The organism is Macrococcoides goetzii (assembly GCF_002742385.2).
In the GTDB taxonomy this organism is placed as follows: Bacteria; Bacillota; Bacilli; order Staphylococcales; family Staphylococcaceae; genus Macrococcoides; species Macrococcoides goetzii.
In genome coordinates this window covers 1-15,637 of sequence record NZ_MJBI02000008.1, presented here as the reverse complement: position 1 = coordinate 15,637, position 15,637 = coordinate 1, and the positions used below count along the sequence as shown (strand labels likewise).

The window sequence follows — 15,637 nt, the reverse complement described above, 5'->3', positions numbered from 1 at the left end:
CTAAATTTACAAAAAAATTATAAATGAAATGTATATGCAAACAAGTAGAGTAACGGGCCAAAAATATAGGTGATCACTATATAGAAAATGCACCAGTTTTTATGCGTTTCATACAGTTTAACAATCTCAATGTTCAACGTAGAAAATGTTGTAAATGCGCCTAAAAAACCAGTACCGAGTAATAGCATCGTTGTCATATCAAAACGTGCAACAATGCCTAACAACATTGCACCTAATAAATTAATGAACAGTGTACCATATGGAAAACGCCCATTCATCTTCTGACTGATGTAATATCGTAACATAGCCCCGAATGGTGCACCGATTGCAACATAGATCAATTTCTGTCACCCCATTTCATACCGATAACAGCACATATGATACCACCAAAGATGCTAATACTATAATAGATGAAAAGTGAAAGATAATGATGTGCTAAATAGAGATCGGCAACGTCTTTACTCAGTGCAGAGAATGTTGTGAAGCTTCCTAGAAAACCGGTAGTAATTCCAGTCTTTATGTGCGATGACCAGGATAGCCGTCTAAAGTAAGTTGTAGAAAACCCTAAAGCAAATGCGCCGATGAGATTCACGATAATTGTATACAGCGGTGCATGAAGCGCTAAACTTATACTATATCTGCATAATGCACCGAAGACACTCATACATGCAATCCAAAGATAGATCATATAAAAACCTCCAAAATAAAAAGGATTGACGAATCAATCCTTAAATAATACCAAATCTAAATAGGATACTAGCAAGTTGTAAGAGAATAACAACTAAGATGACCCATGGCCAAATTTTCGCGACTTTATATAAACCGCTTGAAATGTTTTCAGGCTGCTTCAAAGCTTTATCAATTAAGACAATACTAATAATAAGTAAAATACAGCTTACTAGTCCGGTAAACAGTATGATGGCATTGATAGAACCGAAAAGTATTGCCAGCACGGGATTATAACCGTTACAAAAGATACTTAAGATAACAAAAAATATAGAGAAGTAAACATATTTGTTCGCTTTCATGATGTTCCTCCGTTCATTAATCATTTTATTTTACCACATCAAATGACAACAAAAATATAAAATTATGAAAAGAATAGTAAATATATTGAAAAAACAAACAAGTATACTCAATCATTAGCAATATCATACATTATGTGATTATAATAAGTAGAAGTGTTTACATTAAATGTGGAGGAATAATAATGAAAAATTTAAATGTGCAAGTATTTGCTGATGGTGCGGATATCGAACAAATGAAAACAGCTTACCAAAACCAGACAGTTGATGGATTTACGACAAACCCATCACTTATGGCTAAAGCTGGTGTAGAAGATTATAAAGCTTTTGCAGAAGCTGCAGTTAAGGCAATACCAGATGCTTCTATCTCATTTGAAGTATTCGGTGATGATATGGAAACGATGGAGAAAGAAGCAGCAATCATTCAGTCATTCGGTGAAAATGTATTTGTTAAGATTCCTGTCGTGAATACGAAAGGCGAATCTATGATTCCATTAATCAAGAAATTATCTGAACAGGATATTAAATTAAATGTTACAGCGGTTTATACAATTGAACAGGTGACAGATATCGTTAAAGCAATTAAACCAGGTGTTGAAACCTACGTTTCAGTATTTGCTGGTCGTATCGCAGATACTGGTGTAGATCCTATGCCATTAATGCGTGCTGCTGTAAAAGTTTGTCACGAAAAAGAAGGCGTGAAACTTTTATGGGCATCATGTCGCGAGCTTTACAATGTTATTCAGGCAGATGAAATCGGCTGCGACATTATCACATGTCCAGGGGACGTTGTGAAGAAGATTCCGAATATCGGTCGTGACATCGATGAATTATCAGTAGATACAGTTAAAGGATTTGCTAAAGACATTCAATCAAGTGGATTAAGCATTTTATAAGACACCTTAGACCATTACACAAATTGTGTAATGGTTTTTTTATAAGGTATATTTATATATATCTATATATGTTTAATTAATATTCCTCTTCATTACTTTAAACTTTCAAAATAAGTATTTAAAATTATCAGACTATTATGATATGATTATTTAGGTAAAAAAGAAAGGGGTTACATCATGAATATTGTAAATATCAATGAGAACTGTATGAGCGTCGTCTTTGAAGAGCGTATTGATCCTGAGATTAATGCGCAGGTGATCCAGTTAAAATCTGCGATACAAAATAGCGCTATCAGTGGCATATTAGAGCTTGTCATTTCTTATAACACACTCGTTATTTATTTCGATGATACAGTGACAGATCATGAAACGTTAAGTGAAGCAATAGAGAGTCTTACAATATCTTCGACAGCTCAACAGCAGACTAAGACATACGTTATCCCTGTGTGTTACGATGCACCGTTCAATCTTGATCTGGATGAAATGGCTTCATTACATAATAAAACGACAGAAGAAATCATTCAAATACATACAAGTAAACCTTATCTTATCTATATGTTAGGCTTTATGCCTGGCTTTCCATTTTTAGGAGGATTAGATGAGTCGATTGCAACACCCCGCAAAGCTTCACCGCGTAAAGAAATTCCTGCGGGTTCTGTAGGTATAGCAAATGCACAAACTGGTATCTATCCATTAGCTTCACCTGGGGGATGGAACATTATCGGAAAGACACCATTAAAGTTATTCGATCCGAAGCGCGATCCAGAAGTTTACTATGAAGCTGGAGATTATATTAAGTTTAAACGCATCTCAAAAGATGAATATGATGCAATTGAACAGGCTGTAAATAACGGCACTTATGAAATTGAAACGGAGGTACAATAATGGGACTTCAAGTCATACATCCGGGAATGTATTCTACAATACAGGATCTCGGACGCACAGGCTTTCAAAATGTTGGTTTATCACCAGCAGGCGCAATGGATTATCGTGCATTATTATTAGGTAACAATCTGCTTGGTAATACAGATCATATGAGTATTGAGATGACGATGCAGGGTGGCATCTTTAAATTTACTGAAGATAATGCATTTATTATTACTGGCGGTAATATGCTTGCTGAGTTAAATGATACGCCTGTAGTTAATCGATGTGTATATAACGCAAAAGCCGGCGATATATTAACATTTAAGACTGCTAAAAATGGATACCGTACTTACCTGACGGTCAAAGGTGGTTTTAATCTACCGAAAGTTCAGGGTAGCTATTCAACGCATATGAAGATTAAACTAGGCGGATTAGACGGACGTACGTTGATTAAAGATGATTTTCTTGCATTCAATCAACCGGAAATTGTTGAAACGAGACGCGTTAACACGCATTTTATCGATAAAGTAAGCACGATTCGTTTTATTCCAGGTCGTCAATATGACCGATTTAAAAATTTAGCGGCATCACTATCAAGCACATACGAAATTTCTAATACATCAGATAGAATGGGTATCCGTCTGTCAGGTGAAATATTAGAAGTGAAGACGAACTATGATATCATCTCTGAACCGGTTCAGCTCGGTTCAATCCAGGTATCGTCTGACGGTCAGCCGATTATACTGATGAATGATCGTCAAACTGTCGGCGGATATGCAAAGCTAGGAACAGTATATTTCAGTGATATCCCTACACTTGTGCAAAAAGGTCCTGGGAGTGAGATTCGTCTCGTTGAAGGCACTTTAGAAGAAGCGATAGCTGAGAAGAAAAAGATGATGAAAATTATAAATGAAGTAAGCATGCATGCATTTGATATCAGACACACGAGTCAAAAAATCCAAAACTTATTAGAGAAGGCGGAATCATAATGAATTCAGATAAATTACAACAGCTCATTGATATGATGAATAGTAATGAACTAAAAGTTATTTCGGTAAAAGAAGGCGATAACGAATACTACATCGAAAAAGCAATTAAAGAAGTTCAGGCCTATCCGGTACAGCAAGTACCAGGACAAGTAACACAACAACCCGCTCAGGAAGTTGTCGACCATGGACATCACGTTCAAAAGTCTCAACTTGTAGGAACATTCTATAATATGCAGGATGAAGCATCAAAAGAGCCGTTTATCCGTGTCGGTGACAAAGTTGAAAAAGGTGACCGTATCGGTATCATCGAAGCGATGAAAGTAATGAATGATATTCATGCTGACGTTGATGGTGTTATTGAAGCGATTCATATCGAGAACGGTACTGCTGTAGGCTATGATGAACCGTTAGTGACAATTAAAGAAAAATAGGGGGTGACACTTTGAAGAAAGTATTGATTGCCAATCGAGGAGAAATTGCGATTCGAATTATTAGAACATGTAAGAAGATGGGCATTAAGACGGTTGCTGTCTATTCTACGACAGATGTGGATAGCTTACACGTTACTTTAGCAGATGAAGCAGTTTGTATCGGTCCATCTAGTTCAACAGAAAGTTATCTGAATATGAATAATGTGATCGCTGCAGCTGAAATTACAGGTGCAGATGCGATTCATCCGGGTTATGGCTTCTTAGCTGAAAATGCCAATTTTGCACGACTATGCGCAGAACATGATTTAGTATTCATCGGACCTACACCTGAAACAATCGAGAAGATGGGTGATAAAGCTGAAGCACGTAAGACGATGGTCACTGCTGGTGTACCTGTAATTCCTGGGTCTAAAGATGTAATACCGACACTTGCTGAAGCGAAGGTGAAAGCACAGGAAATCGGCGTACCGATGGTGATTAAAGCGGTTGCTGGTGGTGGCGGTAAAGGGATGCGTATCGTCAGCCGTATGGAAGATTTCGAAAATTTATTTAATGCGGCTAAATCAGAAGCAAAGAAAGCATTTGGAGACGACCGTGTTTATATAGAAAAATTTATAAAGACTGCAAGACATATTGAAGTGCAGGTCATTGGTGACGGTAAAGGAGATGCAGTACATCTTTACGACCGTGATTGTTCTATTCAACGTAACAATCAGAAACTTGTAGAAGAAGCGCCTGCTGCTATCGTACCGGATGAAGTAAGAGAGCGCATGACGCGTGATGCCGTCAACGCAGCGAAAAATATTAATTATCGTGGTGCAGGTACGCTAGAATTCTTATACGTTGAGTCTACAAAAGAGTATTATTTCCTTGAGATGAATACGCGTGTTCAAGTGGAACATACGGTAACCGAAATGGTAACTGGCGTCGATATTATCGAAGCACAACTTAATATCGCATTATACGATAAGTTCGAGCTTGTGCAGGATGAGATTCAGATTAATGGTTTTAGCATCGAATGTCGAATTAACGCTGAAGACCCGGATCACGGATTTAGACCAAGTCCGGGGAAAGTAGAATATTTAAATTTACCTAGTGGACCAGGAGTAAGGATCGATACATTCTTATATCAAAAGTGTATGGTTTCTCCGTATTATGATTCAATGATTGGTAAATTTATAACATTTGAGCAGACGCGTGATAGAGCGATACGCAGAATGTTATCTATACTTGATGAGACGGTGATTACCGGCTTCCCGACAAACCTGGATTATCAGTATCGTATTATGCAGCATCCAAGATATCAGGAAAATATAATCGATATTAAATTCTTAGAGAAAAATCACTTCCTGGAGGGCTAATGATGAAAATTGATTTAAATGCAGATTTAGGAGAAAGCTTTGGTAATTACACGATTGGCAATGATGAAGCGATTATACCTTTAATTACTTCTGCTAATATCGCTTGTGGTATGCATGCAGGGGATTTCAATGTATTAAATCGTACTGTAGCACTGTGTAAGGAAAATAATACCGGCATCGGTGCACATCCTGGTTATAATGATCTCATGGGATTTGGCCGTAAACAAGTTGATATGAGCTATGACGAAGTTGAGAATCTCGTTACGTATCAGCTTGGTGCAATACAGGCATTCTGTAATAAACATCAAGTCGAATTAAATCATGTTAAGCCACACGGTGCACTTTACAATGCAACCTTTAATGATGAAAAGCTTGCGCAGGCTATCGTGAATGCCATCAAGCAATTTGATCCGAAATTAAAGGTAATGGGTATTGCGGGTGGTAATTTAGTACGTGTCGCACAGGAAAATGGCTTAACAGCGATCAACGAAGTATTTGCAGATCGTAATTATACAGATGAAGGCACGCTTGTTTCTCGTAAAGCGAATAATGCGATGATTCATAATGTAGACGAAGCGGTTGAACATGTATTGCGCATGATCATAGACAACCAAGTAAAGACAGAAACAGGTAAGTTAATACCAATTCAGGCAGATTCAATTTGCGTCCATGGGGATGGACCAGAAGCATTAGCTTTTGTTGAACAGATTCGTGATACATTGTTACAAAAAAATATAGAAATTACTACAATCTAACTAAGAAAAGGGGCTTATTATGAATAACGAGAAACCAAAAATGACATCAGCGCAGCGCAGATTACTGTTCGGCGCAATCTTCTTAATGGCGACGTCTGCAATCGGACCAGCTTTCTTAACACAGACGACAATCTTTACAGAACAATTCCTGGCAAGCTTTGCCTTTGCGATCTTACTGAGTATCATTATTGATATCGGTGCACAGTTAAATATATGGCGTGTGTTAACCGTAACAGGTAAACGTGGACAAGATATTTCAAATGAAGTATTTAAAGGATTAGGAAGTTTTATCGCGATACTTATCGTACTTGGAGGACTAGCATTTAATATCGGTAACGTTGCCGGAGCAGGACTCGGTTTCAATGCATTATTTGATGTCGATGTTAGAATTGGTGCAGTGATTACAGGTATACTTGCAATCATTATATTTAGTAATAAAAGTGCAAATAAGATGATGGATGTTGTAACACAAATTCTAGGTGTAGTAATGTTACTGACAGTAGCATTTGTTATGATTAAAGTTCAACCGCCATATGGGGAAGCTTTAACGAAGATGGTAATGCCCGATAATCCATTAGGACTTGTAATGCCACTTGTAACAATTGTCGGTGGTACAGTTGGTGGATACATTACGTTTGCTGGAGCGCACCGTCTGATTGATGACGGCATGGTTGGTAAAGCAAATTTACCATTCGTATCTCGTGCAGCAAACTTAGGTATCTTAACGACAGGATTAATGCGTTTCTGTTTATTCTTAGCAGTGTTAGGTGTAGTAGCAACGGGTGTGAAGTTAGATCCAACGAATCCACCGGCTTCTGCGTTCCAACATGCTTTAGGACCAATCGGACCTAAAATCTTTGGTTTAGTATTATTAGCTGCAGCACTGACTTCAGTTATCGGTGCAGCTTATACGTCAGCTTCATTCTTAAAAGGATTCCATCCAGTATTTACGAAACACAATAATATCGTCGTAATTTCATTTATCGTATTCTCTACAATCGTCTTCTTACTTGTAGGTAAACCAGTGAAATTATTAGTATTAGCAGGCGCATTTAACGGATTAATCTTACCGATTACATTAACTGCAATCCTCTTTGCATCTAAAAATAAACGTATCGTTGGAGATTATAAACATCCAACGTGGTTACTTATTTTAGGTGTGATTGCAGTACTTGCTACAATCGGTGCAGGATTTATGTCGATTCAATCATTGATCGATCTATGGAATCAATAAAATATGATTTAGACAAAGCGTGAACACTCATGCTTTGTCTTTTTCGTTTATAATCATATTAAGACTGTCTAAAGAAAGAAGGAATTGATCATGAAAAAAGAGGTAACAATTATTGGTGCAGGACTTTCAGGATTAGTTGCTGCAACAGAACTATTGAAAAATGGACATCACGTGACGATGATCGATCAGGAACCGAAGACAGCAATCGGTGGACAAGCATTCTGGAGTTTCGGAGGATTATTCTTAGTCAATTCAAAAGTACAGAGAAGACTAGGTGTAAAAGACAGTTATGAACTCGCTCAACGCGACTGGTTAAATACAGCACAATTCGACCGTCTAGATACGGAAGATTACTGGGCGAAACAATGGGCAGAAGCATATATTAAATTTGCAGCATTTGAAAAAGAAGCCTATTTAGAAAGTATGGGGATTAAACTGACACCGATATTAGGATGGGCAGAACGTGGAGGATTTAGTGCATCCGGACACGGCAATTCAGTACCACGTTTCCATATTACATGGGGAACTGGCCCTGGCCTGATTGAACCATTTGTGAACTATGTATTAGCTGAAGAACAGAAAGGGAACTTCCGCTTTTTAGAACGACATCAAGTGACACAGTTAAATATTACAGACAATAAGATAACTTCGATTGAAGGTAATTTACTCAAGCCAAGTGAAGCAGAGCGCGGTGAACCATCTAACCGTGAAATTATTGATCAGTTCAAATTTGATACACCATATCTCATTATTACGACAGGCGGAATCGGAGCAAATCACGAATTGATTAAGAAGAACTGGCCACGCCGACTCGGTAAAGCACCAGAGACGATGATACAAGGTGTGCCGGATTCTACAGATGGTAAGATGCTAGGCATCAGTGAAACAGCAGGCGTGAAACTCGTGAATAAAGACCGCATGTGGCACTATACTGAAGGCATTATCAACCATACACCGATCTGGAATAACCACGGGATTAGAATCATCCCCGGACCATCATCATTATGGTTTGATGCATTAGGTAATCGCTTGACAGCACCAGACTATCCAGGATTTGATACATTGCATACGCTGGAAACCATCTGTAAGACAGGCTATGACTATTCATGGTTTATATTAACAGAAGATATATTAAAGAAAGAATTCGTCTTATCAGGCTCTGAACAAAATCCGGATCTCACAGAAAAAGACATTAAACTACTATTAAAAGAACGCCTTTCTTCAAATGCGACAGGACCCGTAGAAGCATTTAAAGAAAAAGGAGAAGACTTTATCGTTGCAGAGAATATTCACGACCTTGTACGTAAGATGAACGCATTAGCAGGCAGTGAATTACTAGACGCAGATCACATTAAGACACAGATTATAGAACGTGACCTGCAACTCGATAACCCGTTCAGTAAAGATCCACAAGTGACATTTATTCACGGTGCACGAAAGTTTCTAGGAGACAAGCTGATTAGAACCGCTAAACCACATAAAATACTCGAATCTAAAAGATTAATCGCTGTTAAACTGCACATTATCAGCCGTAAGACGTTAGGCGGAATACAAACCGACTTAAACAGTCAGGTTATCAGTCAGCAGGATACACCGATTACCGGTCTATATGCTGCAGGGGAAGTCGCAGGATTTGGAGGCGGCGGCGTACACGGATACGGCGCACTTGAAGGCACTTTCCTCGGTGGATGTATATTTAGTGGCATTAGAGCAGCACATGGCATAGACGAAGCATAAGTATTATCACGATAAATAAATTCGACATTTTCAAGCGCTTACAAAAGTGATACACTAGAAATGACTAAAATTTAAGGGTGGTTAAGCAATTGGCATTCAGATATATGAAGCTATCAGATGAACATTATCGACATGTATTGATAAGATTTGGAGACTTCTTTGAAGATTTCAGATGTTTTGTGGAGACGAGTAAAGAACTAACAGAAGAATTAGAGATTACACTCGATAAAGATGATTCATATACGAGATATTTAGTAAGATTATTTGTTATTGCTGAAGAAACGACAGGGAAGAAGATTGAAGATCCGAGAAGTGATGATACGATTGAGATGATCAAAGAAGTAGTGAATGATAAGAACTTCAATCGTTATAACAGTGCTGAAAGCGGTGTACCAGGAAGAATGTATGAAGCATATCAGACATTTGTTGGTGAAGGACTTACAATAGATTAGCGTAAAAGACCTTACGGGGTCTTTTTCTTATGGAGAAAAATAAAGATAGAAATAAATACAAAAATCTCATCACAATACATTTATTACAATAGAAAAAGGTGAGACGATGAGCAGTGCATTCTTTTGGGGTGCATTATCAGGATTTGCAGTATTATTAAGCGCGATTGTGAGTATGGTCGTAAAAATACCTAGAAAAGTATTAGGATTTATTATGGCATTTGGTGTAGGGATATTAATCGGAGCTGCAACATTTGAACTTCTTCAGGATGCGACGGAGAAAAGTCACATCATCAATACAGTGATTGGCTTTATCGCAGGCGCGTTAACGTTTACGATATTAGAAGCGGTGATTGCGCATCACGGTGGTAAACACAGAAAGCGTTCGAATCAGCATGAGTTAGTTAAAGAAGAAGAAACAAGTCAAAATGATTCAGGACTTGGTATATTTATCGGGACAGTAATGGATGCGATACCAGAATCGATGATGCTTGGTATGAGTTTAATAGGCGGGAAAGGTGTTAGTCTATTATTACTTATCGCAATATTTATCAGTAACATACCTGAAGGATTATCGAGTACTACTGGGATGTTAAAAAGCGGACAATCGAAAGGGAAGATTATATTCCTGTTTGCAGTTGTAACAATCGTTGCAGGATTAAGTGCGTTATTTGGATATGTCTTCCTTGACAATGCAAGTCTAGGTGTCATTTTAATGATCTCAAGCTTTGCAGCAGGTGGTATTATTACGATGATTGGATCAACAATGATGCCCGAAGCATATGAAGAAGGCGGCGGACTTGTCGGACTGATGACAGCGTTTGGTGTGATAACATCGATATTGCTGAATCAGCTGGGGTAATATACAGCTTTTTTTAATAACATATAATAATAAAATATGAATATTTTAAAATTAGAGTAACAAGCACTTGAAGAACTTCAATTGCTTGTTATTTTTAATGAATAAAATGTATTTTTTATATTTAAATGGTATTATAAGGATAAAATAAAAAGATAAGATGGTGGTGAAAAATATGGAAACATTTTGGCTCATTGTTTTTTATATTTTCTTATTTCTGATAGCGATTAAAATTGGTCTATCAATTAGAAGGATGATTGATAATCATAAAAAGAAAACAGATAATAGGTTTGAATTAGAAGCACTTAAAAAGAAGGAACTTGAGAAGAGAATCAAAGTATTGGAGCAACAATTGACGGAGAAAGATAATAAACTTTAAAAGACCTGAAGGGGTCTTTTTTTGTTGAATTCCTATCATAAAAATATCCCATTAAAATTTGAAAAATTCTGAAAACTAGAATACACTAAAAGTGTAATATTAAATTGATTTTTCAAGGGGGATATTTTTTATGGCTAAGAAAATATTTGAAATTGATTTAACGAAGAAAATGCACGAACAAAAACATCCTGGACATAACAGATGGCATCCAGATATTCCGGCAGCTTTCTCAGTTGAACCTGGAGAGGTCTTTAAGATGGAATGTTTGGATTGGACGGATGGGCAGATTAAGAATAACGATGATCCATCTGATATTGAAAAGGTTAATTTAAAACGTGTGCATGTATTAAGTGGACCAGTACATGTAAATGGTGTAGAACCGGGGGATTTATTAGTAGTAGATATTTTAGATATCGGAACATTTAGTGCGCATGAGTGGGGCTTCAACGGTATATTTGCTAAAGAAAATGGGGGAAGTTTCTTAGTAGATCACTATCCGAAAGCAGCGAAGTCAATCTGGGATTTCGAAGGAATCTATGCGACAAGCAGACACGTACCGAATGTAAAGTTCGCTGGTATCATTCACCCTGGACTGATGGGTGTGGCGCCGAGTCAGGAAATGCTTGATGAATGGAACAGACGTGAGAAAGCGTTAGTTGATACGAATCCAAATCGTGTACCGGCATTAGCTGAATTACCAGATCCAGATTCATGTGTATTAGGAACATTGAAAGGTGCAGACTTTGACCGCGTTGCTAAAGAAGGTGCAAGAACTGTACCGCCTCGAGAGAATGGTGGTAACTGTGATATTAAGAACTTATCTAAAGGATCACGCGTCTACTTCCCGGTATTTGTAGAAGGTGCTAAATTATCAGTCGGTGACCTGCACTTCTCACAAGGTGATGGTGAAATTACATTCTGTGGAGGGATTGAGATTCCGGGTTGGATTGAATTAAAGGTGAACGTTATTAAAGGCGGTATGGAGAAATATAAGATTAAGAAGAACCCTGCATTCCAGCCAGGACCAGTGATGCCACATTACAATGAATATTTAGTATTCGAAGGGATTTCAGTGAATGAGTTCTCTGGAGATCAGTTATATCTTGATGCAAATACAGCTTATCGTAATGCTTGTTTAAATGCGATTGAGTTCCTGAAGACATGTGGTTATACAGGAGAGCAAGCGTATATGTTACTCGGATCTGCACCAGTACAAGGTAATATTGGTGGTATCGTTGATATTCCAAACGCATGTTGTACATTGTCATTACCGAAAGAAATATTTACAAATAACATTATTCCGAAGCTGGATGAATAATGCCGAAATATACATTTAGTTGTGCAACTTGTGGAGAATATGATGTATGGAAATCGATGAGCAGTAATTTACAGGAAGATAAATGTCCAACGTGTGAAGCAATGACGCATAGAGTGTTTAAAAGTTTTAGAATGAATCAGATGGATCCGAAATTATACAAAAGAATTAATAGCGGCATGACACCGAAAGTCGTTAAACGTGAGCATTTACCTAAGAGTAATGTGAAACAACTGAATAGAAATCCGAATCCAATGTCATGGACGGTGTAAAAAATTAGCCATAAGCATAGTATATTGACTATGCTTATGGCATTTTCTTTAATACAATAATTCACTTTCCTTAATATCTGTGATAAACATGTAACCAGGCGCATGTGTAATCATCAGTTCAGGTTTAACATTTAAACACACAGATTGAGGTGTAACACCACAACCCCAGAACACAGGAACCTCACCGTCGCGAATTTCAACAGCTTCACCAAAGTCTGGTTTACTAATATCCTTAATACCAATAGCAGCAGGATCACCGATATGAAGCGGTGCACCGTGCGCACCTTTGAAATGCGTTGTAATCTCAGTCGCGCGAATCGCCTGAGCCATTGACATAGGACGCATACTAACAGTAGTAGGACCATGGAAGACACCACTTTGCTCAGTAGGAATATTCGTAATATACATCGGTACATTATGACCTTCTTCAATATGACGAACAGGAATATCAGCATCCAGTAAAGCATGCTCAAACGTAAAGCTACAACCAATAATAAAAGCAACCATATCCTTACCATATAAATCTTTAATATCATGACGCGTTTCTACATGGACACCGTCACGATAAACATAATATTCACCAACATCCGTACGAATATCAGCATCAGGACCGTATTTAGGGAAGGAATGTTCGCCAACTTCAGTGATGTCGAGAAGCGGACATGACTTTGGATTACGATAGCAGAATTTGAGGAAGTCGTATGCATACTTATTAGGTAATATTACAACATTCGCCTGGATGTACCCCTTAGCCATGCCTGACGTATGCTGGATGAGTTTGTTGTCGCGAATCAAAGCTCGAATTTCAGATGGAAGAGCAGATTGTAAATTCATAGTAGCACTCCTTTTTGGATGGTTTATAATTAGTGTATATAAAATATATAGAATTTTCAAAATTATGACTATAAAATACTATAAATATAATCTTATTATAATTTGTTTCATATTATATATTTAAATTTTAAAGTAATATTAACTTATAATTTAAAATATATTATAATATAATAAAATACAAATATAAGGAGAATATATGAAATTCCATCCAGAAGATAAAAAAATAAAAGAAATATTATCTAGTGCACAAACTTATCAAATACCTAATTTTCAAAGAGATTATTCATGGGAAAATAAAAATTTTGAACATTTCTTAGATGATTTATTAACAGTAAGCAAAGCTAATTTTGACAATGGTTTAATGATTAACAGTGAAGATCAAATGGAAGATTACTTTTTTGGGACAATTCTAGTGGTAGGTGATTACTCTTCAGAAAGAGAAAGTAGAATAGTAATCGATGGTCAGCAAAGATTAACAACGATGACTTTATTTTTAGCAGCAATTAGAGATTTAATCGAAAAAGAAAAAAGTAATTATCATCTTGAATATGACCATAATTTTAATGAAGCTTTAATGTCAAATAAACCAATAAAAGGGAAATACATTCAAAAAGCAAGGGTCATTAATGAGAAATTAGAGCCTATATTACCTGTTAACATACTAAATATTAATCAGCATAAAGAGAACGGTGTAAAACATGAGGCTAAAAATGAAAGTCAAAATTATATTCTAGAAAAATACAATTGGTTTTTAGAAGAACTATCAATCGAAAATATCTCTAAAAGATTGAAAGGTTCGAAACTTAATAAGGCAGAAATAAATTTATTGAATACTTATAAAGGCTTTAAGTATATTAACTTTCTAGATAATTTGGGTACACAACTTTTAAATTCGACTGTAATAATAATATATTCTGAGGATGAAGAATCAGCTAATGTTATGTATAGAAATTTTAATTATCGAGGTTTACCTTTAAGTGGGCCAGACTTAATAAAAAATGAAATATTTGAATTATTAGACGATTCAACTAGTTCTGTAAAAGAGAATTGGAAAGCCATTGAAGCAAATGTTTCGGAAAAAAATGCTCCTGGTCTAACCACATTCTTTATTCATTATTTTTCTTCAATGTATAAAAGTATCCCAAAACATCAAGTTTTTAATGAATTTATTAATAGAATCGATTCAAATATAATTTCATATTCTACATTTATTAACGACCTTTTAAGAGAATCAGAACACTATAGAATTATGATTAATCCAGATGATAACGATAAACTATTCAGTGAAAAAAACTATTTTAGTAAAAATGTAAATAAAGAATTAAAAAGGAATTTAATACTATTGAATGAGTTTGATGTGACTCAAGTAAGATCTTTATTACTTGGACTATTCGATGCAAGATTAAATGAAAAAATTTCCTCAAAACAGTTTAAAAATGTAATTAGTAAATTAGTTCAATATCAATCTTTATTTATTTTAGTCTCAGCTAGCAGTAATAAAATTAGAAGTATATATTTTAAATATGGAAAAAAATTTAGAAATATGGATAAAGCTGAAGCGGATTCTGTTATTGAAGAATTATACAGTGAACTAAGAAAAAAACTTCCATCTAAAGAAGTTGTTATAAATAATAGTAATATAAATTATCAAAGTAAAAATGTATCAAAAATGAATAGTAAGGAACAAAAAGATTGGCGATTAATAAAATTGATATTAAGTACCATTTCAAAGAAAGTACAAAAAGATTCTGGTAATATAAATCAGAATGGTGCATTTAACTTCATAGATGACGCAACTTTAGAACATATAATTGACCAATCTACGTCTATAAATAATAGATATTCTATTGGTAATATAATATTATTAGAAGCTCAGTACCATGAAAATGATGGTGATAAGGAAAAAATGTATGACAAATCTCATATTGATGCGACAAAAGCTTTTATTGAAAAATTGAAGACATTTAAAGATGAAGAAGCTATTGATAAAAGAAGAGAAGAACTAATTTCTGAATATTACGATATTGTAATCAGATGATATAAAATTTCACCTTTATTTAAGTTTTATTTATAAAAAATACTAATTTGAAAAACATTAAATATGTTGTAATAAATCCCCAAAAGTTAAAATTTAAGGTTCTATAATAAAACGGACTGATGAAAAGATACAAATCTTTTCTTCAGCCCGTTTTTTGATTTTTTGGATATAAAAAGGACGCAATTATCTCTATAAT

18 protein-coding genes are annotated in these 15,637 nt (G+C 35.9%); 14 read left to right on the top strand and 4 right to left on the bottom strand.

Going from position 1 to position 15,637, the window contains the following annotated elements; genetic code table 11:
• Nucleotides 1–17: 17 nt before the first annotated feature.
• The 3 genes from BFS35_RS11720 to BFS35_RS11710 are packed head-to-tail and all read right to left on the bottom strand — an operon-like array spanning nucleotide 18 to nucleotide 1,028.
• The gene (locus tag BFS35_RS11720; protein WP_240628438.1) at nucleotides 18–341 is read right to left on the bottom strand and encodes a fluoride efflux transporter FluC; all 324 of its coding nucleotides are present in this window, start codon (nucleotides 339–341) and stop codon (nucleotides 18–20) included.
• A complete protein-coding gene (locus BFS35_RS11715) occupies nucleotides 338–688 on the bottom strand; it encodes a fluoride efflux transporter FluC (RefSeq protein ID WP_099576748.1) in 351 nt (116 codons plus the stop codon). Before BFS35_RS11715 ends, BFS35_RS11720 begins: the two co-directional genes overlap by 4 nt.
• 40 nt (nucleotides 689–728) lie before the next feature.
• A complete protein-coding gene (locus BFS35_RS11710) occupies nucleotides 729–1,028 on the bottom strand; it encodes a hypothetical protein (protein WP_099576750.1) in 300 nt (99 codons plus the stop codon).
• A gap of 182 nt (nucleotides 1,029–1,210) precedes the next feature.
• On the opposite strand from BFS35_RS11710, the gene BFS35_RS11705 reads away from it, so the two are divergent.
• The 13 genes from BFS35_RS11705 (at nucleotide 1,211) to BFS35_RS11645 (ending at nucleotide 12,569) form a co-directional block, all read left to right on the top strand.
• Nucleotides 1,211–1,921 carry a transaldolase gene (locus tag BFS35_RS11705; protein WP_099576752.1) on the top strand — a complete coding sequence of 237 codons (711 nt, stop codon included), beginning with the start codon at nucleotides 1,211–1,213 and terminating at the stop codon, nucleotides 1,919–1,921.
• 177 nt (nucleotides 1,922–2,098) lie between these two features.
• Nucleotides 2,099–2,806: a 5-oxoprolinase subunit PxpB gene (gene pxpB, locus BFS35_RS11700; protein WP_099576754.1), complete on the top strand. Its 708-nt coding sequence runs from the start codon at nucleotides 2,099–2,101 to the stop codon at nucleotides 2,804–2,806.
• On the top strand, nucleotides 2,806–3,777 hold the full coding sequence (locus tag BFS35_RS11695) for a 5-oxoprolinase subunit C family protein (protein ID WP_099576756.1): 972 nt from the start codon (nucleotides 2,806–2,808) through the stop codon (nucleotides 3,775–3,777). The genes pxpB and BFS35_RS11695 overlap by 1 nt, the downstream gene beginning before the upstream one ends.
• On the top strand, nucleotides 3,777–4,208 hold the full coding sequence (locus BFS35_RS11690; RefSeq protein ID WP_099576758.1) for an acetyl-CoA carboxylase biotin carboxyl carrier protein: 432 nt from the start codon (nucleotides 3,777–3,779) through the stop codon (nucleotides 4,206–4,208). The genes BFS35_RS11695 and BFS35_RS11690 overlap by 1 nt, the downstream gene beginning before the upstream one ends.
• Nucleotides 4,209–4,219: 11 nt before the next feature.
• Nucleotides 4,220–5,569, top strand: coding sequence for an acetyl-CoA carboxylase biotin carboxylase subunit (accC, locus tag BFS35_RS11685; protein ID WP_099576759.1), 1,350 nt, complete (start codon nucleotides 4,220–4,222; stop codon nucleotides 5,567–5,569).
• 2 nt (nucleotides 5,570–5,571) lie between these two features.
• The gene (locus BFS35_RS11680; protein WP_099576762.1) at nucleotides 5,572–6,324 is read left to right on the top strand and encodes a LamB/YcsF family protein; all 753 of its coding nucleotides are present in this window, start codon (nucleotides 5,572–5,574) and stop codon (nucleotides 6,322–6,324) included.
• Nucleotides 6,325–6,343: 19 nt separating this feature from the next.
• Nucleotides 6,344–7,558 carry an NRAMP family divalent metal transporter gene (locus tag BFS35_RS11675; protein WP_099576763.1) on the top strand — a complete coding sequence of 405 codons (1,215 nt, stop codon included), beginning with the start codon at nucleotides 6,344–6,346 and terminating at the stop codon, nucleotides 7,556–7,558.
• A 90-nt stretch (nucleotides 7,559–7,648) separates the two neighbouring features.
• On the top strand, nucleotides 7,649–9,295 hold the full coding sequence (locus BFS35_RS11670) for an FAD-binding dehydrogenase (protein WP_099576765.1): 1,647 nt from the start codon (nucleotides 7,649–7,651) through the stop codon (nucleotides 9,293–9,295).
• 89 nt (nucleotides 9,296–9,384) lie between these two features.
• A complete protein-coding gene (locus tag BFS35_RS11665) occupies nucleotides 9,385–9,747 on the top strand; it encodes a hypothetical protein (RefSeq protein ID WP_099576767.1) in 363 nt (120 codons plus the stop codon).
• Nucleotides 9,748–9,853: 106 nt separating this feature from the next.
• Nucleotides 9,854–10,606, top strand: a complete 753-nt coding sequence (locus tag BFS35_RS11660; protein ID WP_099576769.1) for a ZIP family metal transporter — start codon at nucleotides 9,854–9,856, stop codon at nucleotides 10,604–10,606.
• Nucleotides 10,607–10,778: 172 nt separating this feature from the next.
• The gene (locus tag BFS35_RS11655; RefSeq protein ID WP_099576771.1) at nucleotides 10,779–10,982 is read left to right on the top strand and encodes a hypothetical protein; all 204 of its coding nucleotides are present in this window, start codon (nucleotides 10,779–10,781) and stop codon (nucleotides 10,980–10,982) included.
• 130 nt (nucleotides 10,983–11,112) lie between these two features.
• Complete coding sequence (gene fmdA, locus BFS35_RS11650) at nucleotides 11,113–12,300, top strand: formamidase (RefSeq protein ID WP_099576773.1); 1,188 nt, start codon at nucleotides 11,113–11,115, stop codon at nucleotides 12,298–12,300.
• Nucleotides 12,300–12,569 (top strand): zinc ribbon domain-containing protein, encoded by a 270-nt coding sequence (locus tag BFS35_RS11645; RefSeq protein ID WP_099576775.1) that lies wholly within the window; start codon nucleotides 12,300–12,302, stop codon nucleotides 12,567–12,569. Before fmdA ends, BFS35_RS11645 begins: the two co-directional genes overlap by 1 nt.
• Nucleotides 12,570–12,617: 48 nt before the next feature.
• Here BFS35_RS11645 and BFS35_RS11640 read toward each other — a convergent pair whose 3' ends face one another.
• Entirely contained in the window at nucleotides 12,618–13,403 is a 786-nt protein-coding gene (locus tag BFS35_RS11640; RefSeq protein ID WP_099576777.1) for a putative hydro-lyase, read from the bottom strand.
• 196 nt (nucleotides 13,404–13,599) lie between these two features.
• On the opposite strand from BFS35_RS11640, the gene BFS35_RS11635 reads away from it, so the two are divergent.
• Nucleotides 13,600–15,441: a DUF262 domain-containing protein gene (locus tag BFS35_RS11635; protein WP_099576779.1), complete on the top strand. Its 1,842-nt coding sequence runs from the start codon at nucleotides 13,600–13,602 to the stop codon at nucleotides 15,439–15,441.
• Nucleotides 15,442–15,637: the final 196 nt, after the last annotated feature.